Consider the following 22,320-nt stretch of genomic DNA (forward strand, 5'->3'; position numbering starts at 1 on the left):
ACGATATGGCCGACATTTATGATGTGATTGTTATCGGATCTGGCCCTGGCGGCTATATAACTGCGATCCGCGCAGCTCAGTTGGGTTTGAAAACCGCAATCGTTGAGCGCGAACATTTGGGCGGTATCTGCCTCAACTGGGGGTGTATCCCGACCAAAGCTTTGTTGCGTTCTGCTGAAGTGCTGCACTTAGGCGAAAATGCCAAAGATTACGGCCTTGTGCTCGATGGCAAGATTTCAGCCGATGTTAAGGCTGTTGTTGACCGTTCACGCGGGGTTTCTGCGCGTTTGAACGGCGGCATTTCTTATTTGATGAAGAAAAACAAGATCGATGTGATCTGGGGCGAAGCCAAGCTTGAAAAAGCAGCTTCCGGCAACAGCCCTGTTGAAATTTCTGTTGGTAAAAGCACCAAAGTGCCGATGCAGCCACAGCATCCAGCACCAAAGGGTGTGCTTGGTGAAGGCAAATATCAGGCCAAGCATGTGATCGTTGCAACCGGTGCTCGTCCGCGTGCATTGCCGGGTATCGAGCCGGACGGCAAGCTGATCTGGACCTATTTTGAGGCTATGGTGCCGCAAGAATTCCCTAAAACCATGCTCGTTATGGGTTCCGGTGCGATCGGTATCGAATTTGCTTCTTTCTACCATGATATGGGCGTTGATGTGACAGTGGTTGAGCTGATGTCACAGATCATGCCGGTGGAAGATGTGGAAATCTCTACATTTGCGCGCAAGCGTTTGGAAAAGCGCGGGCTTAAAATCATTACTGATGCCAAGGTTTCGAAAGTCGAGAAGGGCACCAATAATGTGACTGCTCATATCGAAACCAAAGACGGCAAAGTGCAGACCTTGACCGTTGACCGGATGATTTCGGCGGTTGGTGTGCAGGGCAATATCGAGAATCTCGGCCTTGAAAAGCTTGGCGTTAAAACAGACCGCGGTTGCGTGGTGATTGACGGTTTCGGTAAAACCAATGTGGCTGGTATTTATGCGATTGGTGACGTAGCAGGCCCACCAATGCTGGCACACAAGGCCGAGCATGAAGGTGTTATCTGCGTTGAGAAAATTGCCGGTGTGCCAAATGTACACCCACTTGATAAAAGCATGATCCCAGGCTGCACCTATTGCAACCCGCAAGTAGCATCCGTTGGTTTGACCGAAGCCAAAGCCAAAGAGCAGGGCTATGATATCCGCGTTGGCCGCTATCAGTTTGCCGCCAATGGTAAAGCTATTGCATTGGGCGAAGATCAGGGCATGGTTAAAACCATCTTTGATAAGAAAACCGGTCAGTTGCTTGGTGCCCATATGGTTGGTGCGGAAGTCACCGAGCTTATTCAGGGCTTTGTGATTGCCATGAATTTGGAAACCACCGAAGAAGAACTGATGCACTCAGTCTTCCCGCATCCGACCTTGTCAGAAATGATGAAGGAAAGCGTGCTGGATGCCTATGGCAAAGTGTTGAACGCTTAATAACGCAGGAGAAGCGCTATTCCGCTTATTAAAAACGGCCATCCGTGGCGTGCTATGGCATGGCCGATATTGAAATGGGCAACAGTCATCGGTCTGGCACTGGGATTTGGTGCGGGGACCTTGAGTATGCTGTCCGGCAATATTATATCGATGAACGGAACGGCGCTTTCCGGTTGGTACGGCGTTTGGTCGCTGACACTGGCACTTGGAATTGGTGGATTTTTCTTTGGTCTGATTGGCGCATTATTGGTGCGCGCAATCGGTATTGCTGCCGAAAAGTGAGGAAAAGCCGATGGAAAATCAATTAGTTGTTTTTGATGGCTATGGGTTTTTCGGCACGCTGCTGATCGGCTTTCTGGCAGGCTATATCGCCAATAAAGCAATGAAGCGAAACTATGGATTCCTGATCAGTATTCTGTTAGGGATCGCCGGAGCATTTGTGGGTACGGCATTGGCGCAAGCTTTGTCGTTTCAGGTTTGGGGTTTTGCCGGCAATTTGATTGCCGCAACCGCAGGTGCCATTATTATTCTTTGGTTTTTTGATCTGTTGAACGGTCAACGGTCAAAATAGAGGACAGGCAGGATTTAACTTATGGTCACAGTTCTTGATACGGTTGCCAGAGACATGCGTCCGCGCCATCCTGAGAAGGCGCATCGTCCGGATAATGTCATTCTGAAAAAACCGGATTGGATCCGCGTTAAAGCGCCTGTTACCAAAGGCTATAATGAAACACGCGAGATTGTCCGCTCGCACAAGCTGGTGACGGTTTGTGAAGAAGCTGGTTGCCCGAATATCGGCGAATGCTGGGACAAGAAACACGCAACTTTCATGATTATGGGTGAAATCTGCACCCGTGCCTGTGCTTTCTGTAATGTTGCAACCGGTATTCCTAAAGCGCTTGACCGCAGTGAGCCAGCCAGTGTTGCCAAGGCCGTGAAAGAGATGGGCTTGAAGCATGTGGTGATCACGTCTGTTGACCGTGATGATCTGGCGGATGGCGGCGCACAGCATTTTGCCGAAGTGATCCATGCCATTCGTGAAGCCGCACCTGGCACGACCATTGAAATTCTGACACCGGATTTCCTGCGCAAAGAAGGCGCATTGGAAATTGTGGTTAAGGCGCGTCCTGATGTATTCAACCATAATCTGGAAACAGTGCCGTCGAAATATCTGAAAGTGCGCCCGGGTGCGCGTTATTTCCACTCCATTCGCTTACTTCAGCGCGTCAAGGAACTGGATCCGACCATTTTCACCAAATCCGGCATCATGGTTGGTTTGGGTGAAGAGCGTAATGAAATTCTGCAATTGATGGATGATTTGCGTTCGGCTGATGTGGATTTCATGACCATCGGTCAGTATTTGCAGCCAACCCGTAAACACCATCCGGTCATTCGTTTTGTGAAGCCTGATGAATTTAAATCATTTGAAACCATCGGCCGCACCAAAGGCTTCCTGCTGGTGGCCTCAAGCCCGTTGACCCGTTCCTCGCACCATGCGGGTGATGATTTTGCGAAACTGAAAGCTGCGCGTGAAGCGCAGGTGATGGCGCGAGCATAAGAACCGCATGCCTAGTTTTACCAATACACGGCGCGTCGCGCATCGCGCCGAAAACATGTTCAAGCTGGTTGCGGATGTGGAGAGCTATCCGCAATTTCTGCCGATGTGTGAAGCGCTGACCATCCGTTCGCGCAAAGAGCGTGATGATAAAACATTGCTTATTGCCGATATGACAGTGGGCTATAAACTTATCCGCGAAACATTTACCAGTCAGGTTTTATTGAAGCCTGACAACAATGTGATTGAGGTCAAATATATCGACGGGCCATTCCGCTATCTCGACAACCGCTGGACATTTATTCCGGTGGGCGATGGCGAAGCATGTGATGTCGAGTTCTTCATCGATTATGAGTTTAAAAGCCGCACACTCGGGCTTTTGATGGGCTCAATGTTTGATCTGGCATTCCGCAAATTTTCGGAAGCCTTTGAAAAGCGTGCCGATCAGATTTTTAAAGCTTGATCAGTCTTTCTCGCTGATATTTTCCAAGACTAAATCAAGTGCTGCCAGCACGGTCAATTGCCGGATTTCTGCGCGCGTTTTGTCGGTACCAAAACGGCATTCACGGTGCAAAATAATGTCTTTGCCATGAATGGCACTGGCAATATGGACAAGGCCAACCGGCTTGGCTTCAGAACCGCCGCTCGGGCCAGCAACGCCCGTTACGGCAACGCTCACACTCGCATCGGAATTTTTCAATGCGCCTTTTGCCATGCTAAGTGCTACTTCTTTGGAAACCGCACCTTTATCGTCAATAAGTGCTGCGGGTACGCCAATCATCGCGGTTTTGGCCGCATTGGAATAGGTGATAAAGCCGCGATCAACGACATCTGATGAACCGGCAATATCGGTAAGGCTGGCACTAATCATGCCGCCAGTGCAGGATTCAGCCGTTGCCAGCGTGAGGCCCGCTTTGCGGCAGGCTTCCAAAACTTCAATAGCTTTGCTTTCTGCGATCAATTCACTCATGAGATTTCCTCGCTGGCTGGCACTTCACCGGGATAGACGACAGTTGCGGTAACAAGTGCTGCGATACCTTCACCGCGGCCTAAAAAGCCGAGCTTTTCATTGGTGGTGGCTTTAACCGAAATACGATCTGCACTGATCTTGAGAATTTTAGCGAGGCTTTCTGTCATTGCAGGGCGATGCGGGCCAATCTTCGGTTCTTCGCAGATCAGCGTCACATCCGTGTTGGTGATACGACCGCCTGCTTCACGCACCAGTTTGACGGCAAAACGTAAGAAAATATGCGAAGCTGCACCTTTCCATTGCGGGTCGGATGGCGGAAAATGTGTGCCGATATCGCCAGCACCACGGGTTGCAAGGAGCGCATCGGTGAGGGCATGAAAACCAACATCGGCATCGGAGTGGCCGGAGAGCTTTTTATCAAACGGAATTTCAACACCGCATAAAGTGACAAAATCCCCTTCTTCAAAGGCATGCACATCATAGCCATTGCCGGTGCGCACATCAGGAAAAAAACCTTGCGCATTGTTCAAGCGTTGGTTGGCCATTTCAATATCCTTTGCCCATGTCAGTTTGGTGTTGTCGGCGGAGCCTTCAATGATAGTTACATCCAGCCCGTGCCATTCGGCAATGGTGGCATCATCGGTAAAATTGGTCAAACCTGCTTTGAGCGCTTTACTATGGGCTTCAAAAATTGGTGCATAAGGAAAGGCTTGCGGGGTTTGGGCGGCATAGAGGCCAGCGCGCGGCACGGTTTTTTGTACCATGCCATTTGTATCCGCTTGTTTCAGCGTGTCGGAAACAGCAAGGGCTGGTAATACGCCGCTTGAAGGCGACAGATTGGCCATGATGCGGGCGAGCAAATCTTGGGTCACGAATGGGCGCACGCCATCATGGATCATCACATAATCAGGCTTATCAACTTCCAGTGCCAAAAGGCCAAGTTGCGTTGATTCCTGACGGGTCGGGCCACCGGTCACAGTGATGATGCGCGGATCTGCCAACGGACAGGCTGCCTGATAAAGCGCTTTGTCATCGGCATGGATAACAACAACAATACGCGCAATCGCATCACATTGCAGAAATGTGGCCAGCGTGCGCATTAAAACTGCCTGATTGCCGATGTGACGGTATTGTTTCGGACCTTCAATGCTCTGTCCGGCGCGTTCTCCGCGTCCGGCAGCGACGACCACTGCTGCTGTTTTCAAAGTTGCATTGCCTTCAATTAAATTAAGCCTTTCCAGTGATTTAAAGCGGGAGGATAAAAAATGCCAGCCAATGAATGCATTAACTGCATTTCTGTGGGTGTTTTCTTGCGCATTAATAGTGTATTGCTTAAATAATAGGCATTATAAAAATGCCTAAATAATAGGCAATCTCTTAAAGGGCTTTAAATGGCACTGCTGAATCACCCGATCTCTATTGCAGGTGTAGAACTGCCGAACCGTGTGTTTTTGGCTCCGATGTCGGGTGTGTCTGACTTGCCGTTCCGTCGTCGTGCGGCAGCAGCGGGCGCCGGTGTGGTGGTCTCGGAAATGGTGGCCAGTGCCGAACTTTGTGCACGTCATTCAGAAAGCATGTTGCGGCTGAATGGCGATGGCCTTGGCACCCATGTGGTGCAATTGGCCGGACGTGAAGCGCATTGGATGGGGGAGGCTGCCAAAATTGCTGAAGGCGAAGGTGCTGATATTATTGATATCAATATGGGCTGCCCTGCCAAGAAGGTGACGGGCGGTTATTCCGGCTCGGCTTTGATGCGTGATCTTGATCATGCAATGACACTGGTGGAGGCAACGGTTGCAGCCGTGAAAGTGCCTGTTACTTTAAAAATGCGCCTTGGATGGGATGAAAACAGCATCAATGCGCCTGAACTGGCACGGCGTGCTGAAGCCGCCGGTATTGCGATGATTACTGTGCATGGGCGCACCCGCAACCAGTTTTATGAAGGCCATGCCGATTGGGATGCGATTGCTGCCGTGCGGGCGGAAATCAAAGTGCCGCTGGTTGCCAATGGTGATGTGACCAGCACTGCGGATGCAGACGAGATTTTACGCCGCTCTGGCGCAGATGCGGTGATGGTCGGGCGTGCAAGCTATGGCCAGCCGTGGCTGGCGGGTGCCATTGCTACAAATGCGCGTAAGCAGTTTGCTGATAAAAATGAAATTTTATCTTATATTATAATGCATTACGAAGATATGTTGAAGCATTATGGTGACCGAACAGGTATTCGCCATTCGCGCAAGCACTTAGGCTGGTATCTTGATCGCCATATCGGTGATGCGCTTGTTCCGGCAGATCGCGCCAGCATTATGACGATGACTGATCCGGCACAAGTGATTGCTCTGCTCACCGATATTTTCAATAAATCCAATAAGATGGCGGCGTGACATGGACACTGTTCCTTTAAGCCTGCTTGTTCTTGATAATCTTAATCAGGCGATCTTGGTGCTCGATGGGCAAGATCATATTATTTATGCCAATCAGGAGGCAGAGCTTTTTTTCAAAAGTAGTGTGACGATGCTGCGCCGTCAGGAATTGGCACAGCTTTTACCTGTTGGCTCTCCATTGATGTCGATGGTGGCGCAATCGCGTGCGCGTGATGTGCCATTACAGGAAAACCGGCTTGATTTATCCTGCCCACGTTTGGGTGATGATAAAATTAGCGATATTTACATGCGTCCGCTGGCCGAAATGCCGATGCATATGCTGCTTGTTTTTAAAGAGAAAACACTGGCTGAAAAGATCGAGCGGCAATTGTCTTATCGGGGTGCTGCCCAATCGGTCACTGGTTTGGCTTCGATGTTGGCGCATGAAATTAAAAACCCGCTGTCAGGTATCCGTGGTGCCGCGCAATTGCTCGAAACAGTGGTAGAGCCGGATGATCAGGCGCTGGCCGTTCTCATCCGCGACGAAGCTGACCGGATTGTCAAACTTGTTGACCGGATGGAGGTTTTCTCCGACGAACGGCCGGTGGAAAAAGCGCCGGTCAATATTCATAATATTCTCAGCCATGTGCGCTCATTGGCGGTGCACGGCTTTGCCAAGCATATTCATTTTAATGAGGATTATGATCCTTCGCTGCCACCGGTTTTTGCCAATCACGATCAGTTAGTACAAGTGATTCTCAATCTCGTTAAAAATGCAGCTGAAGCCATTGGTAAACGTGGTGACGGCGAGATTATTTTAAGAAGCACTTATAAGCCAGGGTTGCATTTTGTGGAGATGCAAAAGTACCAGAAAATTGCTCCCAGAGTTGCATTGCCATTGGAATTCAGCGTCACTGATAATGGTGGCGGTGTGCCTGCTGATATGATGCCGCATTTGTTTGATCCGTTTATTACCGGCAAAACCAACGGGTCTGGCTTGGGGCTGGCGCTGGTTGCAAAAATCGTGGGAGACCATGGTGGCGTGATTGAATGCGACAGCCAGAGCGGACGCACTATTTTTCGTATTTTAATGCCGATGTGGACGGGTGAAAACATCAAGGATCAGCGCAGTGAGGGGCAAAAATGAGTGATAAAGATCACCTGAATACAATCATTGTTGCAGATGATGACGGTGCGATCCGGACAGTTTTAAACCATGCTCTGACCCGTGCCGGTTACCGCGTTTTACTGGCAGAAAACGCCGCTGCACTGTGGCAATTAATGCTGGCCGGTGAGGGAGATTTGGTGATCACCGATGTGGTGATGCCGGATGAAAACGTGTTTGATGTTATCCCGCGCATTAAAACTTTGCGGCCTGATTTGCCGATTGTGGTGATGAGTGCACAAAATACCTTCATGACGGCGGTGCAGGCGAATGAAGCCGGTGCTTATGAATATTTGCCAAAGCCTTTTGATTTGAACGAATTATTGCAGGTGGTCGAGCGCGCATTGGCAATGAAGGCGCAAAAACTGAGCGCTGATGCAAATGATGAAGCCGCTGAACAAATGCCGCTGGTGGGGCGCTCCCAAGCCATGCAGGAGGTTTACCGTGTTGTGGCGCGGATGATGCCGTCCGATTTGACGGTTTTGATTACCGGCGAGTCAGGCACGGGCAAGGAACTGATTGCACGTGCACTGCATGATTTTGGCCGGCGTTCCAAAGCGCCTTTTGTGGCGGTTAATATGGCGGCCATTCCGCGCGATTTGATTGAATCCGAGTTGTTTGGCCATGAAAAAGGGGCATTTACCGGAGCTTTTCAGCGTGCCAGCGGCCGTTTTGAACAAGCGGAAGGCGGTACATTGTTTTTGGATGAAATCGGCGATATGCCGATGGAGGCGCAAACGCGTTTGTTACGCGTGTTGCAGCAGGGTGAATATACGTCTGTCGGCGGGGACAAGCCGATTAAAACCAATGTACGCATTGTGGCAGCGACCAATCAGAATTTGCTGCATTTGATGAGCCGTAATCTTTTTCGAGAAGATCTTTATTACCGGCTGAATGTGGTGCCGCTAAAAGTACCGAGCCTGCGCGAGCGGCGAGACGATATTCCTGATTTGATCCGGCATTTTTTCCGGCTCGGACGCACGCAAAATCTCGAAGAAAAGCAGATATCTTCTCAAGCTATGACCTTGCTGCAAAAGCACAATTGGCCCGGCAATGTACGCGAATTGGAAAACCTGGTGCGCCGTCTAAGCGTGCTTTATCCGCAAAATGAAATGGGCGAAGATGTGATTAAGGCGGAACTGAGCGCAGGTGTTGCGGGGCAGGGTATTGCTGCATTTGACGGGGACACCGGAGCGGTCAATTTTTCCGAACTTTTAGAGCGGCATATGCAGGCTTTCTTTGATGATGGCTTACCGGAAAGCGGACTTTATCAACGTGTTTTGGAAGAGCTGGAGCGTCCGTTGATTGCTGCCTGTTTGACTGCGACCCGCGGTAATCAAATCAAAGCGGCAGAGGTGCTCGGGCTTAACCGCAATACATTGCGGAAAAAAATTCGTGATCTGGATATCGATATTTATCGTGAAAACGGAGCTGAATAATTCAAAAAGCGTTTTTTCTACAAAGCGGCTCTTCTGAAGAGAATCATTCTTTTAAAATGAGTCGAACGTCATCCTTATGATTCCATCACTATTTAGAGCGCTGCTGTTTGCAACTCTGCTAAGCGTTGTATAGGTACGCGCAATAAAATTACAAAAAACAAACTTATCAACGCAAAGCTCCATTTTGGGGTTGCGTTTTGTTTTTTATAATCCTATAAAAACAGTGTCATTAAGAGGTTTATGTGTAACTCCTTGTTAAATAAGGAGATTGTACATTTACCTCATTTTGCAATGCACGTATTGCATGAGTTTAAAATATCGCTTCGGCGGAATTTGAATAAAAAAAAGCAAGGCTTTCGCCTTGCTATTAAATTCGCGCCCGATCTGTATCCGTTTCCGGCGGCTGCGATGACCGCGCCTAGATCAATCCTCCCAAGACTTTGACCGCGTAGTAAGAGTAGTTTGTTCTACTCCCTCAGTTGTATTTAGAAATTAGCCCACATTTTCATGTTTGTCACGGAAAATCTTTAGTAGTGTCACATTTTAGACATGATTAAACTATGATGCGGCTTATGCACAAGATATTAGCATTCGCTTAAATTGTGTTTATTCAAATAGTTGATCAGCTTTATAAGCATAGAGCCAGTCAAGATCGCTAAGCAGGCTTTCCGGGGCGCGCAATTTGAAAACCAGATTGCGCGCAAGGGCTATAGGCCCGCTGGCATTATAAACAAATTTATTGAATGCGCCGCGTTTGGCGACAGCTTCTATGCGTTTCAATCGCGTGGCATTATAAGTTTTAAGCGCTAGCGGCCACTGTTTTTGATCTGGTGATAAATGAGCCGCAAGACTGAAGGCGTCTTCAATCGCCATTGCAGCGCCTTGGGCGGCAAATGGGGTGACGGCATGGGACGCGTCACCCAGCAGTACAAAACGGTTGCTGATGACAAAATGCGGCTCTGTCATTTGGAAAAGCGGCCAGTAAGTCCATTGTATATTTTGTGCAATAATATCGCGAATGGCCGGATGCCAGTTTTGATATTCTGTGATGAGTTTTTGATGGTCGCCAACTTTGTTCCAGCTTTTATCGCTGACCTGACCGCGCGTAATGGCGACAAAATTATAGGCACTACCTGCTTTAACCGGATAGGCGATGAAATGACGATCTGCGCCAAGCCATGCAGAGACCGCAGTTTGTTGATTGATGGCTTTTGAAAAACTTTGCGGCAGCGCTGCTTTATCAACCGATAAACGCCAGGCAATATGGCCGCTGAATTCCGGTGCTTTTAATGGTTGGCGCAGTTTAGACCAGACACCATCACAGCCAAGCAGCAGGGTACCTTCAATTTTGGCCTCTTTGTTACCATCACGGATGCTAACGCTGATACTATTTTCATGTTCTTGAAATTGAACTGCTTCACAGCCAAGCCTGATGGTAATATCGGGATTTTCCTGACAGGCGCTTAACAAGGCTGATTGCAAATCGGCACGGTGGCACACCACATAAGGCGCACCCCATCGATGCGTGGCCGCATCCAAAGACATCGACGTTAATGTTTTAGCGCTTTTACCGTCTAAGAGCAGCAGGGCTTTTGGTGTGACCGCAGAAAGCGCCAATTTTTCCATCACGCCAAGGCGCTGAAGCAGCCTTGTCGCATTGGGTGCCAGTTGCAGACCGGCACCGACTTCGGAAAATTCCACCGCTTTATCAAAAAGACAAACGGAAAAACCTTTATGCGCAAAAGCCAGTGCTGCTGTTAGGCCGGCAACGCCGCCACCGGCAATAAGAACAGTTGGTTTTGCACTGTCTGTCATTTGTATTGATATTGCTGTTTAAGCAACCTTTGCCGCATCGCTTACATAAGCGCAGCCAGCCGGAATGGTGGTGGTCGCATCAAGCTTGTTGTTATAGCGATAATGGGTCGAGCAATAAGGGCAAACAGCTTCGGCATCTGCGCCCATATCGATAAAGACATGCGGATGATCAAATGGCGGATTGGCACCAACGCACATAAATTCCTTAACACCGATTTCAATAGCACGATGGCCGTCGCTGTTTTGAAAGTGAGGGATGATATGATCTGACATTGCTGGCTCCGTTGTTTTAACCACGGTCATGATAAAGTCTGTTGCTTGCCTGTAACCTGCTTGTAACCCGCCTGCAACCAGGTTGACTTGTTTTGGTAAGCGATTTTATCTCTTCTAACTATTATTTGTTATTTTTGCTATAAAACTGTCATATGAAATGTCCATAGGTTGCAAACATAACCCAAATCAGGTTGCAACGGGATGGTTAAATCATGAATGATACGACAGTGATGCAAAATTCGGAGCTGGACATGGTGAATTCTGCTGAAAGCGTCGTTGCGCAGGAACCGGTCTTACTGGCACATAGCCCGGCGAGATTTGTAAACCGGGAGTTTTCCTGGTTGCAGTTCAATCATCGGGTGCTGGAAGAGGCCTCCAACAAATGCCAGCCATTACTGGAGCGGGTGCGTTTTCTCTCAATTTCGGCTGCTAATCTGGACGAGTTTTTCATGGTGCGCATTGCAGGCCTTGCGGCACAAGTGCGCGAAGGTGTGGTAACACGTACGCCCGATGGCCGCACGCCGGAAGAACAGCTTGATTTTATATTATGCGAAGTGGGTAAATTACAGCATGCCCAGCAAGTTTGTCTGGCAAGCTTGCGTCAGGAATTGCTGGCGGAAAAGATCGAGATTGTCCGCCCCAATACGATGACCAAAAAAGAGCAGAAATGGCTTGAAATCCATTTTCAGGAAACGATCTTTCCGGTTCTCACTCCATTGTCGATTGATCCGGCGCATCCGTTTCCGTTTATCCCGAATTTGGGCTTTTCCATTGCGCTGCAATTGGTGCGCAAAAAAGACAAACACAATATGACGGCGCTTTTGCGTTTGCCGGTGGCACTAAAGCGCTTCATTCAATTGCCAACTGAGAAAAGCTACCGCTTCGTGACATTGGAAGACACTGTCAGCCTGTTCATCGGTAAGTTGTTCCCGGGTTATGAGGTGAACGAGGCAGGGACGTTCCGCATCATTCGTGACAGCGATATCGAATTGCAGGAAGAGGCGGAAGATCTGGTACGTTTGTTTGAAAGCGCGCTGAAACGTCGTCGTCATGGCGAAGTGATCCGCATTGAGTTTGATTCCGACATTTCGGAAAATTTACGCGATTTGGTTGGTCATGAACTTGGTGTTTCGCAAAAGCGCGTCAGTGTTTTGGAGGGTTTGCTGGCACTCAACACCATCTCGGAACTGATTAATGTTCCGCGCAATGACCTAAAATTTGTGACTTATAATCCACGCTTTCCGGAGCGCATTCGAGAACACGGCGGCAATTGCATGGCCGCTATTCGTGAAAAAGATATTATCGTCCACCATCCATATGAGTCGTTTGATGTGGTGGTGCAGTTCTTGCGCCAAGCAGCACAAGACCCTGATGTTTTGGCGATCAAGCAAACGCTTTACCGTACCTCCAATGACAGCCCGATCGTCCGCGCTTTAATCGATGCGGCAGAGGCCGGAAAATCTGTTACAGCTCTTGTTGAGTTGAAAGCCCGATTTGATGAAGAGGCCAATATTCGCTGGGCGCGTGATATGGAACGTGCGGGTGTGCAGGTGGTTTTTGGTTTTATCGATTGGAAAACACACTCCAAAATGTCGCTGGTGGTGCGTCGAGAAAATCAGAAATTGCGCACCTATGTGCATTTGGGCACCGGCAATTATCACCCTGTGACGGCTAAAGTGTATACCGATTTGTCGTTCTTTACCTCTGATCCGGTGATTGCAGGTGATGTCGCCAATATTTTCAATTTTATCACCGGTTATACGCAGCCATCCGACGAGATGCAGATTGCGATTTCGCCGTTGACTTTGCGCGGTCGTATCCTCAAACATATTGAGGATGAGATTGCTCACGCCAAAGCTGGGCGTAAAGGTTCAATCTGGATGAAGATGAATGCGCTGGTTGATCCGCAAATCATCGATGCGCTTTATCGGGCAAGTTCGGCAGATGTGCAAATCGAGCTGGTTGTGCGCGGTATTTGTTGTTTGCGTCCGGGCGTGCCCGGTTTGTCTGAGAATATCCGCGCCAAATCTATTGTCGGTCGTTTTTTAGAACACAGCCGGATATTCTGCTTTGGTAATGGTCATGAACTGCCCTCCGATCACGCTATCGTCTATATCGGCTCGGCCGATATGATGCCGCGTAATCTGGATCGCCGCGTTGAAACTTTGGTGCCGATTACCAATGCAACGGTGCATCAGCAGATTTTATCGCAGATCATGCTGGCCAATATTGTCGATAATCAGCAAAGTTATCAACTTCTGGCCGATGGGACCTCACGCCGGATAGAAACGGCAGAAGGCGAGGTGGCTTTCAACGCACAGGAATATTTCATGACGAATCCGAGCCTGTCGGGTCGTGGCAAGTCGCTCAAATCGTCTGCACCGCGCTTGATTGCGCTGCGAAAACGGGTTCAAGCTGCCCAAGCTGCCCAAGCTGAAAGAACGCAAAGCTAATGTCCAACCCTCCGTCTGCTCAAGGGCGCCTTAAAGGTTTACGTCCGGTTGCTGTGATTGATATCGGATCCAACTCCATCCGCGTTGTGGTTTATGAAGGGGTGGTGCGTTCTCCGACCGTGCTGTTCAACGAAAAAATCCTGTGCGGACTGGGCAAGGGATTGGCCAAAACCGGACGGTTGAACGACAAGTCTGTGCAGGATGCTTTGAGGGCGCTCAAGCGTTTTCGGGCTCTGGCCGAGCAGGCGGGCGCTATTTCATTGCATGCGATTGCAACGGCTGCGGCGCGAGAAGCAGAAAACGGGCCGGATTTTATCGCACAGGCCGAAGCGATCCTCGGCCGCCATATTGAAGTGCTAACCGGCAAGGAAGAAGCAACCTATTCAGCTGATGGTGTGATTTCCGGCTTTTACAACCCGCATGGCATTACCGGCGACTTTGGTGGCGGTTCACTGGAACTGGTACAAGTGAGCGGCCATGATATTGGTGACGGTATTACCTTACCGCTTGGTGGCCTGCGTTTGCAGGATATGTCGAACGATAATTTGGAAGAGGCCGCCAAAATTGCCCGTTCACATTTGGGCAAAGCTGATTTGCTCAAAAAAGCGCAAGGCCAGATTTTCTATGCGGTTGGGGGGACATGGCGTAACCTTGCCAAGCTTTATATGACATCGAAAAAATATCCGCTCAATGTCATGCATGGTTATGAAATTCCGCTGAAAGAAGCGCAGACTTTTTTAACGCGTGTGGCTAAAGGCGATGTCGACAAAATGCGCGGCATTGAAGCCGTCTCCAAAAATCGACGTCAATTGCTGGCTTTTGGTGCGACGGTGCTTTTGGAAGTGCTGCGCCGTATGAAACCTTCAAAGATTGTCTTTTCGGCGCTGGGTGTGCGTGAAGGCTATCTTTATTCACTCTTGCCTAAAAATGAGCAGCGGCTTGACCCGCTCTTGGCTTCTGCGGAAGAGCTCGCCATTTTGCGTTCCCGTTCGCCGCGTCATGCCCGCGAGCTTGCTGCTTGGACAACCCTTTCGCTGAACTCGCTAGGCTATGATGAAACCGAAGACGAGGGGCGTTATCGACAGGCTGCCTGTTTGTTGGCTGATATCAGTTGGCGCGCCCATCCCGATTATCGCGGCTCGCAGGCTTTAAACATTATCGCACATAGTTCTTTTGGCGGCATTGATCATGCAGGGCGCTCATTCATGGCGCTTGCCAATTATTACCGCCATGAAGGCTTGGTGGATGATGATCTGGCGCCGGAAATTTTGACACTTGCAACACCGCGTCTGCGTGAAAGAGCCAGATTGCTTGGCGCTTTGCTGCGTGTTGTTTATCTATTGTCTGCATCCATGCCGGGCGTTATTCCACGTCTTTATTGGGTTGGGAGCGGCGATGAATATGCGCTGATGGTGCCGGCTGATCTGGCAGATCTTGTCTCGGATCGCCCGCTTGGCAGATTGCAACAATTGGCGAAAGTAACCGGCAAAAAGCTGTCATTTGAAATAGAAGTCGAGCTTGAAAAAGCTGAATAAAGCATAATTCCTTAAACTGATCCAAGTCTAAGGTAAAATTATACTCTAATTTTAAAGTTTTAGAGCGACCTTTGTGTGCCAAGTCTGGCACACGGCGCTCTAATGAAAAAGCCGCATCAAGATGCGGCTTTTTTCATGACCCGATTGCTTATTTTAAATCAAGCTTCAACCGTGGTGATGGTGCGGTTTTCAAATTTGATGCTGAGTTTACCATTAATCAGATCAATTGCTTTTTGACCAAAAACTTCCCGACGCCAACCGCTCAATGCGGCCACATTGGCTTTTTCGCCTTCACTGGCAATCTTGTCGATGTCATCCGAATTGGCAACGATCTTGGCGGCTACACCGTGTTTTTCAGTCGTCAGTTTCAAGAGGACTTTGAGAAGATCGGCGGCAGCGGCTGAACCTTCCTGCGAATGGGTTTGCTTCGGTAATTTAGGCAGTTCCTCTTTAGGGATTGCCAGCGCTGCCTGAATTGCAATCAGCAGGCTTGCGCCTTGTGCCGAGCGTTCCCAGCCTTTTGGAATGGTGCGCAACCGACCCAAAGCTTCCAGATCACGTGGCTGTTGCTGGGCAATTTCGCCGATCGCATCATCTTTGATAATACGGCCACGCGGTACATTGCGTTCGCGGGCTTCGCGTTCACGCCATGCTGCAACGGATTTCAAAATTGCCAGCTCTATCGGCTTGCGAACGCGATATTTAACGCGTTTCCAAGCATCGTCCGGATGGAGGTCATAGGTTCCAACAGCGGTCAAAATCGCCATTTCTTCCTTGACCCAGTCGCTGCGGCCGTCTTTTTCGAGCTGTTCTTTGAGATACAGATAAACATCACGCAAATGGGTGACATCGGCCAGCGCATAATCTAGCTGTTTGTCGGTCAGCGGGCGGCGGCGCCAATCGGTAAAGCGTGATGTTTTGTCAATATGGGCACCGGTAATTTTTGACACCAATGCGTCATAAGAAATGGCATCACCAAAGCCGCAAACCATCGCCGCAACCTGTGAATCAAACACCGGTTCGGGGATGAGGTTGCCTAAATGATAAATGATTTCGATGTCCTGGCGCGCGGCATGAAAGACTTTGACGATGTCTTTATTGCCCATCAGCTTGAAGAACGAGCTAAGATCAAGGCCGGGTGCCAGCGCATCCACCAGAGCGGTCGCATCAGGCGAAGCCATCTGGATCAGGCACAATTCCGGCCAGAAGGTTGTTTCACGGATAAATTCCGTATCAACTGTGACGAAATCAGATTTCGACAGCGTTTCAATTGCCTCTTGGAGGTCTTGTGTAGTGGTGATCAGTGTCATGACATTTTCTATAAAGAAAGCGGAGTGCTTTGTCGCGCCCGTTTGAATAAAAATGGTGTATTATGCACTTTATAAGGTAAAACTGCTAAACTTCACAAGGTAAGATAAGCACTGCGCACTTGACAAAAGTGAGCCAAAATGCGCTTGTCCGACTGAATTTGCAGCCTCTTGCCTGCACAGAGTTTTTTATATTTAAAAGGCAGACATCATGCACCCTTATCGCAGCCATACCTGCGCAGCCCTTCGTAAAGAGGATGTTGGTTCCAACGTCCGTTTGTCCGGCTGGGTTCATCGCGTCCGAGACCATGGCGGGATTCTTTTTATCGATCTTCGTGATCATTATGGTCTGACCCAGATTGTAGCCGATCCTGAATCACCTGCATTTAAAGTCGCTGAAACAGTTCGCGGCGAGTGGGTTATCCGTGTGGACGGTGAAGTTGTTGCTCGTGCAGACGATGCAGTGAATGAAAATCTGCCAACCGGTGCCATTGAAATTGTCGCCACTAATATCGAAGTTCTGGCCGCTGCCAAAGAGCTGCCATTGCCGGTCTTCGGTGAGCCAGATTATCCGGAAGACATTCGTCTGAAATATCGTTTCCTCGATTTGCGCCGCGAGACGCTGCACAAAAACATGATGAAGCGCAGCAAGATCATTGCTTCCATGCGCCGCCATATGAACGAACTCGGCTTCAACGAATTTTCGACGCCGATTCTGACCGCTTCATCACCGGAAGGTGCGCGTGACTTCCTCGTGCCAAGTCGTCTGCATGAAGGTGAGTTTTACGCACTGCCACAGGCACCGCAACAGTATAAGCAGCTGTTGATGGTCGCAGGCTTTGACCGTTATTTCCAGATTGCACCATGCTTCCGCGATGAAGATCCGCGTGCTGACCGCTTCTACGGCGAATTCTACCAGCTCGATCTGGAAATGAGCTTTGTAACTCAGGAAGAAGTCTGGGATACAATGGAACCTGTGATGCGCGGCATTTTCGAAGAATTTGCTGAAGGCAAGCCGGTTACACAGCAATTCCGTCGTATTGCTTATGATGACGCAATCCGCACCTATGGTTCGGACAAGCCAGACTTGCGTAACCCGATCGAAATTCAGCAGGTGACGACACACTTTGCCGGTTCCGGCTTTAAAGTTTTCGCCAATATGATTGCGAACGATCCGAAAGTGGAAGTTTGGGCAATTCCTGCGAAAACCGGTGGTTCACGTGCATTCTGTGACCGCATGAATTCATGGGCGCAGAGCGAAGGCCAGCCGGGTCTTGGCTATATCTTCTGGCGCAAAGAAGGCGACAAGCTGGAAGGCGCGGGCCCGATTGCCAAGAATATCGGCGAGGAACGCACTGAAGCGATCCGCGTTCAGATGGGGCTTGGTGACGGTGATGCCTGCTTCTTCGTGGCTGGTGATCCTGCCAAGTTCTACTCCTTTGCAGGTGCAGCACGCACACGCGCTGGTGAAGAACTGAACCTCGTTGACCGTGATCGTTTTGAACTGGCTTGGATCATCGATTTCCCGTTCTACGAATGGGACGAGGACAATAAGAAGCTCGACTTCGCGCATAACCCGTTCTCCATGCCGCAGGGCGGTTTGGATGCGCTGGAAAACCAAGATCCGCTCAGCATTAAAGCATACCAGTATGATCTGGTCTGTAACGGTTATGAGCTGGCTTCCGGTTCGATCCGTAACCAGCTGCCGGAAGTGATGGTTAAAGCCTTTGAAAAAGTGGGCTTGAGCCAGCAGGATGTGGAAGAGCGCTTTGGCGGTCTTTACCGTGCGTTCCAGTATGGCGCACCTCCGCATGGTGGTATGGCTGCTGGTATCGATCGTGTTGTGATGCTGCTTTGCGGCGTGCAGAACTTGCGCGAAATCGCACTGTTCCCGATGAACCAGCAGGCTGTAGATTTGCTGATGGGTGCACCTGCACCAGCAACGCCGGCACAGCTGCGTGATCTGCATATTCGTCTCAATCCGGCTCAGAAGAATTGATTGTAAATAACTGATTTTACAAAATAAAATGGCCGCGAAAGCGGCCATTTTTTTAAATAATTTTGCTTATAAAAAACCTCCGCCTTGTGAGCGGAGGTTTTTTTAGAGAGAGCATGTTTCCCAAAATTGGGTACCTGTTTTGGGGTAAAGACATGCGTAAAAATAAAAGGTTAGAGCGAGCGCAGTGCATGCGATTAAGTGCGACACGCTCTAACGGATCGATTAGTCGTTAGCCGAGATCGAAACTTTGAGAAGCTGGATGATCTTGGTCGGATCAATCGTTGCTGTTGCAACAATGGATGCGATCGAAACAGCTTTGTCTGGCGAAGCCTTCAGGGTGAAGGATTTTGGATCGTCAAAGTATTTTTCAGCTGCAACTTTTACGCTTTCGGCAAATTCAGGATTATTAAGCTGCATTGCCATCAAAGGCACCAGCATCTTGGCCTGTTCGCGAAGCATCTGCGGTTCTGTGCCTTGCTGTTCTGCGTAGAAGTCAAACAGTTTGTTGGTCAGTGACTTGTCATCAAAGCGGATGGTGATGTCTTTGATGGTCAGCTGTTCGGCAAGGCCGAGAAGTGCAAGGCCGCTGGCAGCATCATCTGTGCCGGCTTCCAGCATTTCTTCCTGTGTTTTCTGTACAGCTTCAACAAAGGCCAGATCATAGCCACCAATTTCGGTGGTCATTGACAGCTTGCCGAGATCTTTGATGTCTGCATCAAATTTGTCGAGGGTGGCAACGCCGGTTTCAGGCAACCATGTACCATTGGAGGTAATGGTTGCGTCAATGGCGTCCATGCCGAAATCAGGCATACTGCCGTCTTTTTCGATATTTTCCAAGTTCATGTGAATGCGGCCGACATTCCAGCTATAGTCGATTTTTTTACCGTCTTTGTTGCTGAAAGTGGCATCGATACCTTCCATCAACAGGCTGACATCTTCATCTCCGATGATTTCCAGCTTTTTGATGGTTGCTGTGTCATAAAATGACATCTTGTCGAGAGCGGATTTTGCATTTTCAGAAGGAATGGTGAAACCGGTCGAGCTGACACCTTCAATGACCAGCTTGCCGGTTTTTTTGCCTTCATCCTGAAGGTCGGCTGTCATGTCCGGAATGAGTAGCTCACCGATGTGGTAGCCGCCATCTTTGGTTTCTTCAACATTCTTCAAAGTGACATCGCCGACTTCGAAAGTTTCGTCAGGCAATGCGGTCAATGAAACTTTAACACCACGCAACTGAATAGCTGAAGCATCGCCTTCAACGGAGCTGTAGCTGATTTCGCCGCCCTGTTTTGAATATAAAGATTTGATGCGTTCAGCGACTGCATTGGCGTCCAGCGCAAATGCTGAAGTGCTCATCAGCAGGGATGCTGCTGTGGCTGAAATAAAATATTTCATTTTCATTTTTATGACCTGTTATTATTGGAAGGATGTCAAAGTCGAATTGTTTGATAGTAACATATTTACTTTTTTCCTACTCATAAATTGGGATGAGTTGTTAACTGTCGTGATCTTTTATCAGTTTCTCCCATAGAATACGAAGTTAGAAACAGATTTATGACTTTAAACTGTTCGTGGACGGGGTTCTTGACTTGCCGTCGAATCGCCGAATTGGTATTCATTTCGTATGGGAAAAAGTTTGATTCCGCCTGGTGGCGGCGATAATCACATTGAGCCGATTAATTTAAAATCAGCTCTGGAAGAGCGGTATCTCGCTTATGCACTGTCCACGATCATGCATCGTGCACTGCCGGATGTACGCGACGGTTTGAAGCCCGTTCATCGGCGCATCATCCATGCCATGCGCCTGCTGCGTCTTAATCCGGATCAGGCCTATGCGAAATGCGCCCGTATTGTCGGTGATGTGATGGGTAAATTCCATCCGCACGGCGATGCGTCGATTTATGATGCATTGGTGCGTTTGGCGCAGGATTTTGCCGTGCGCTATCCATTGGTGGACGGGCAGGGCAATTTCGGTAATATCGATGGCGATAATGCGGCGGCGATGCGTTATACCGAAGCGCGTATGACGGAAGTGGCAACACTCCTGATGGAAGGCATTCAGGAAAATGCCATTGATTTCCGCCCGACCTATAATGAAGAAGATGAAGAGCCGATTGTTTTGCCCGGTGCTTTTCCAAATCTTCTGGCCAACGGGTCTTCGGGTATTGCTGTGGGCATGGCGACATCCATTCCGCCGCACAATGTGGCAGAGCTTTGCTCGTCAGCGCTTTATCTGATCAATCATCCGGATGCGACAGTTGAAGACTTGATGACCACTGAAGAACAGTGGGAAGAGATCAAGCGTGAAGCGTTGACCGACCCTGATGCTTTGCTGAAAACCAAAGTGCGCGGACCGGATTTCCCGACTGGCGGTGTGCTGGTTGAAACGCCGGATAATATACTGGAAGCCTATCGCACTGGACGCGGTGCTTTCCGTACCCGTGCGAAATGGGAAAAGGAAGAGGGCAATCGCGGCACTTGGGTGATTGTGGTCACCGAAATTCCGTATCAGGTGCAAAAATCGCGCCTGATCGAGAAGATCGCCGAACTGCTGATTGCTAAAAAACTGCCGCTGCTTGACGATGTGCGCGATGAATCCGCGGAAGATATCCGTCTTGTGCTGGAACCTAAGAACCGTACCGTTGATCCGGAATTGTTGATGGAATCACTTTTCAAGCTCACCGAGCTTGAAAGCCGGTTCTCGCTCAATCTCAACGTGCTGTCGCATGGTAAAGTGCCCAATGTACTTTCGCTTGATGGTGTGCTGCGCGAATGGCTTGCGCATCGCAAGGAAGTTCTGATCCGGCGTTCGGAACACCGCAAGGCCGAAATTGAACGGCGTCTCGAAATCTTGAGCGGCTATCTGGTGGCTTATCTTAATCTGGATGAAGTGATCCGGATTATCCGTGAGGAAGACGAGCCGAAACAGGAGCTGATGCGGGTTTTTGAGCTGAGCGATTTGCAGGCAGAATCGATCCTCAACATGCGCTTACGCTCTTTACGCAAACTCGAAGAGTTTGAAATCCGTAAAGAGCACGACGGCTTGTCGAAAGAGAAAAAAGAGATCGAAGAACTGTTGGCTTCCGGCACCAAGCAGTGGAAGAAAATCAGCAGCGAGATCAAAGCGGTGCGCGAAAAATATGGACCTAAAACACCATTAGGTGCGCGCCGTACGCATTTTGCCGAAGCGCCGAACCATGACTTACAAGAAATCCAGCAAGCGATGATCGAAAAAGAACCGGTCACGATTGTTGTGTCTGAAAAAGGCTGGTTGCGTGCGATGAAAGGGCATTTACCCGATTTCAGCACATTGACCTTCAAGGAAGGCGACAAGCTGAAGCTGGCTTTCCATGCGGAAACCACAGACAAAATTTTGTTCTTCACGACGGGCGGCAAATTTTACACGTTGGGTGCCAACACGCTGCCGGGTGGACGTGGTCATGGTGATCCGATCCGTATTCTGGTGGATATGGAGAATGATCAGGATATTCTGACTGCTTTTGTGCATGATCCATCGGCCAAATTGCTGCTGTCGTCGCATCTGGGCTATGGTTTCATCATTCCGGAAAGCGATACAGTTGCCAATACCCGTAAGGGCAAGCAGATCATGAATGTCAAAGCGCCGGATGAAGCAAAAATCTGTATGCGCGTTGCAGGCGATCATGTGGCTGTTATCGGTGAAAACCGCAAGATGGTGGTGTTCCCGATGAGCGAAATTCCGGAACTGACCCGTGGTAAAGGTGTTCGATTGCAGCGTTATAAGGATGGCGGCGTGTCCGATATCCGTGGCTTTGCGATAGAAAACGGCCTGTCATGGCAGGATTCGGCCGGACGAACATTTACCCGCAGCAAAGACGAGTTGCTGGAATGGATGGGCGCACGTGCAATTGCCGGCCGTGTGGTGCCGAAAGGCTTTCCGCGTTCTGGCAAGTTCTGATCACTATTTATGAGCATAAAAAAGCGGGGCATGATGACAT

General features: G+C 49.4%; 18 protein-coding genes. 12 read left to right on the top strand and 6 right to left on the bottom strand.

Annotated elements, in window-relative coordinates; genetic code table 11:
• Positions 1-5: 5 nt before the first annotated feature.
• The 5 genes from lpdA to JNC77_RS07090 are packed head-to-tail and all read left to right on the top strand — an operon-like array spanning position 6 to position 3,487.
• Positions 6-1,469: a dihydrolipoyl dehydrogenase gene (lpdA, locus tag JNC77_RS07070; protein WP_374830864.1), complete on the top strand. Its 1,464-nt coding sequence runs from the start codon at positions 6-8 to the stop codon at positions 1,467-1,469.
• A gap of 54 nt (positions 1,470-1,523) precedes the next feature.
• Positions 1,524-1,751: a hypothetical protein gene (locus tag JNC77_RS07075; RefSeq protein ID WP_374831155.1), complete on the top strand. Its 228-nt coding sequence runs from the start codon at positions 1,524-1,526 to the stop codon at positions 1,749-1,751.
• 10 nt (positions 1,752-1,761) lie between these two features.
• Complete coding sequence (locus JNC77_RS07080) at positions 1,762-2,040, top strand: GlsB/YeaQ/YmgE family stress response membrane protein (RefSeq protein WP_374830866.1); 279 nt, start codon at positions 1,762-1,764, stop codon at positions 2,038-2,040.
• A gap of 21 nt (positions 2,041-2,061) precedes the next feature.
• Positions 2,062-3,027, top strand: coding sequence for a lipoyl synthase (gene lipA / locus JNC77_RS07085; RefSeq protein ID WP_374830868.1), 966 nt, complete (start codon positions 2,062-2,064; stop codon positions 3,025-3,027).
• A gap of 7 nt (positions 3,028-3,034) precedes the next feature.
• Positions 3,035-3,487, top strand: coding sequence for a type II toxin-antitoxin system RatA family toxin (locus JNC77_RS07090; RefSeq protein ID WP_374830870.1), 453 nt, complete (start codon positions 3,035-3,037; stop codon positions 3,485-3,487).
• Here JNC77_RS07090 and JNC77_RS07095 read toward each other — a convergent pair whose 3' ends face one another.
• Entirely contained in the window at positions 3,488-3,994 is a 507-nt protein-coding gene (locus tag JNC77_RS07095) for a CinA family protein (protein ID WP_374830872.1), read from the bottom strand.
• Positions 3,991-5,217, bottom strand: a complete 1,227-nt coding sequence (locus JNC77_RS07100; protein ID WP_374831141.1) for a bifunctional 2-C-methyl-D-erythritol 4-phosphate cytidylyltransferase/2-C-methyl-D-erythritol 2,4-cyclodiphosphate synthase — start codon at positions 5,215-5,217, stop codon at positions 3,991-3,993. The genes JNC77_RS07095 and JNC77_RS07100 overlap by 4 nt, the downstream gene beginning before the upstream one ends.
• Positions 5,218-5,385: 168 nt before the next feature.
• On the opposite strand from JNC77_RS07100, the gene dusB reads away from it, so the two are divergent.
• Genes dusB through ntrC form a run of 3 tightly spaced genes read left to right on the top strand, consistent with a single transcriptional unit; the run spans position 5,386 to position 8,961 of the window.
• Entirely contained in the window at positions 5,386-6,378 is a 993-nt protein-coding gene (gene dusB, locus JNC77_RS07105; RefSeq protein WP_374830874.1) for a tRNA dihydrouridine synthase DusB, read from the top strand.
• Position 6,379: 1 nt separating this feature from the next.
• Entirely contained in the window at positions 6,380-7,504 is a 1,125-nt protein-coding gene (locus JNC77_RS07110; RefSeq protein WP_374830876.1) for a two-component system sensor histidine kinase NtrB, read from the top strand.
• Positions 7,501-8,961 (top strand): nitrogen regulation protein NR(I), encoded by a 1,461-nt coding sequence (gene ntrC / locus JNC77_RS07115; protein ID WP_374830878.1) that lies wholly within the window; start codon positions 7,501-7,503, stop codon positions 8,959-8,961. The genes JNC77_RS07110 and ntrC overlap by 4 nt, the downstream gene beginning before the upstream one ends.
• 606 nt (positions 8,962-9,567) lie before the next feature.
• Here the strand turns inward: ntrC and JNC77_RS07120 are convergent.
• A complete protein-coding gene (locus JNC77_RS07120) occupies positions 9,568-10,776 on the bottom strand; it encodes an FAD-dependent monooxygenase (RefSeq protein WP_374830880.1) in 1,209 nt (402 codons plus the stop codon).
• Positions 10,777-10,794: 18 nt separating this feature from the next.
• On the bottom strand, positions 10,795-11,049 hold the full coding sequence (locus JNC77_RS07125) for a zinc-finger domain-containing protein (RefSeq protein WP_374830882.1): 255 nt from the start codon (positions 11,047-11,049) through the stop codon (positions 10,795-10,797).
• 251 nt (positions 11,050-11,300) lie between these two features.
• On the opposite strand from JNC77_RS07125, the gene JNC77_RS07130 reads away from it, so the two are divergent.
• Together JNC77_RS07130 and ppx are read left to right on the top strand one after the other, a co-directional pair.
• Positions 11,301-13,502: an RNA degradosome polyphosphate kinase gene (locus JNC77_RS07130; RefSeq protein WP_374831143.1), complete on the top strand. Its 2,202-nt coding sequence runs from the start codon at positions 11,301-11,303 to the stop codon at positions 13,500-13,502.
• Positions 13,502-15,037 (top strand): exopolyphosphatase, encoded by a 1,536-nt coding sequence (gene ppx / locus JNC77_RS07135; protein ID WP_374830884.1) that lies wholly within the window; start codon positions 13,502-13,504, stop codon positions 15,035-15,037. The genes JNC77_RS07130 and ppx overlap by 1 nt, the downstream gene beginning before the upstream one ends.
• 158 nt (positions 15,038-15,195) lie before the next feature.
• Here ppx and rnd read toward each other — a convergent pair whose 3' ends face one another.
• Positions 15,196-16,347, bottom strand: coding sequence for a ribonuclease D (gene rnd, locus JNC77_RS07140; RefSeq protein WP_374830886.1), 1,152 nt, complete (start codon positions 16,345-16,347; stop codon positions 15,196-15,198).
• Between the two features lie 208 nt (positions 16,348-16,555).
• On the opposite strand from rnd, the gene aspS reads away from it, so the two are divergent.
• Entirely contained in the window at positions 16,556-18,343 is a 1,788-nt protein-coding gene (aspS, locus tag JNC77_RS07145) for an aspartate--tRNA ligase (protein WP_374830888.1), read from the top strand.
• A gap of 222 nt (positions 18,344-18,565) precedes the next feature.
• On the opposite strand, the gene JNC77_RS07150 is transcribed toward aspS, so the two are convergent.
• Positions 18,566-19,699, bottom strand: a complete 1,134-nt coding sequence (locus tag JNC77_RS07150) for an aq_1923 C-terminal domain (protein WP_374830890.1) — start codon at positions 19,697-19,699, stop codon at positions 18,566-18,568.
• Between the two features lie 268 nt (positions 19,700-19,967).
• Here JNC77_RS07150 and JNC77_RS07155 point away from each other — a divergent pair, with 268 nt between their 5' ends.
• Complete coding sequence (locus JNC77_RS07155) at positions 19,968-22,280, top strand: DNA topoisomerase IV subunit A (RefSeq protein WP_374830892.1); 2,313 nt, start codon at positions 19,968-19,970, stop codon at positions 22,278-22,280.
• The last annotated feature ends 40 nt before the right edge of the window (positions 22,281-22,320 follow it).

Origin of the sequence: Paenochrobactrum pullorum, from assembly GCF_041929845.1 — a bacterium.
GTDB lineage: Bacteria > Pseudomonadota > Alphaproteobacteria > Rhizobiales > Rhizobiaceae > Paenochrobactrum > Paenochrobactrum pullorum.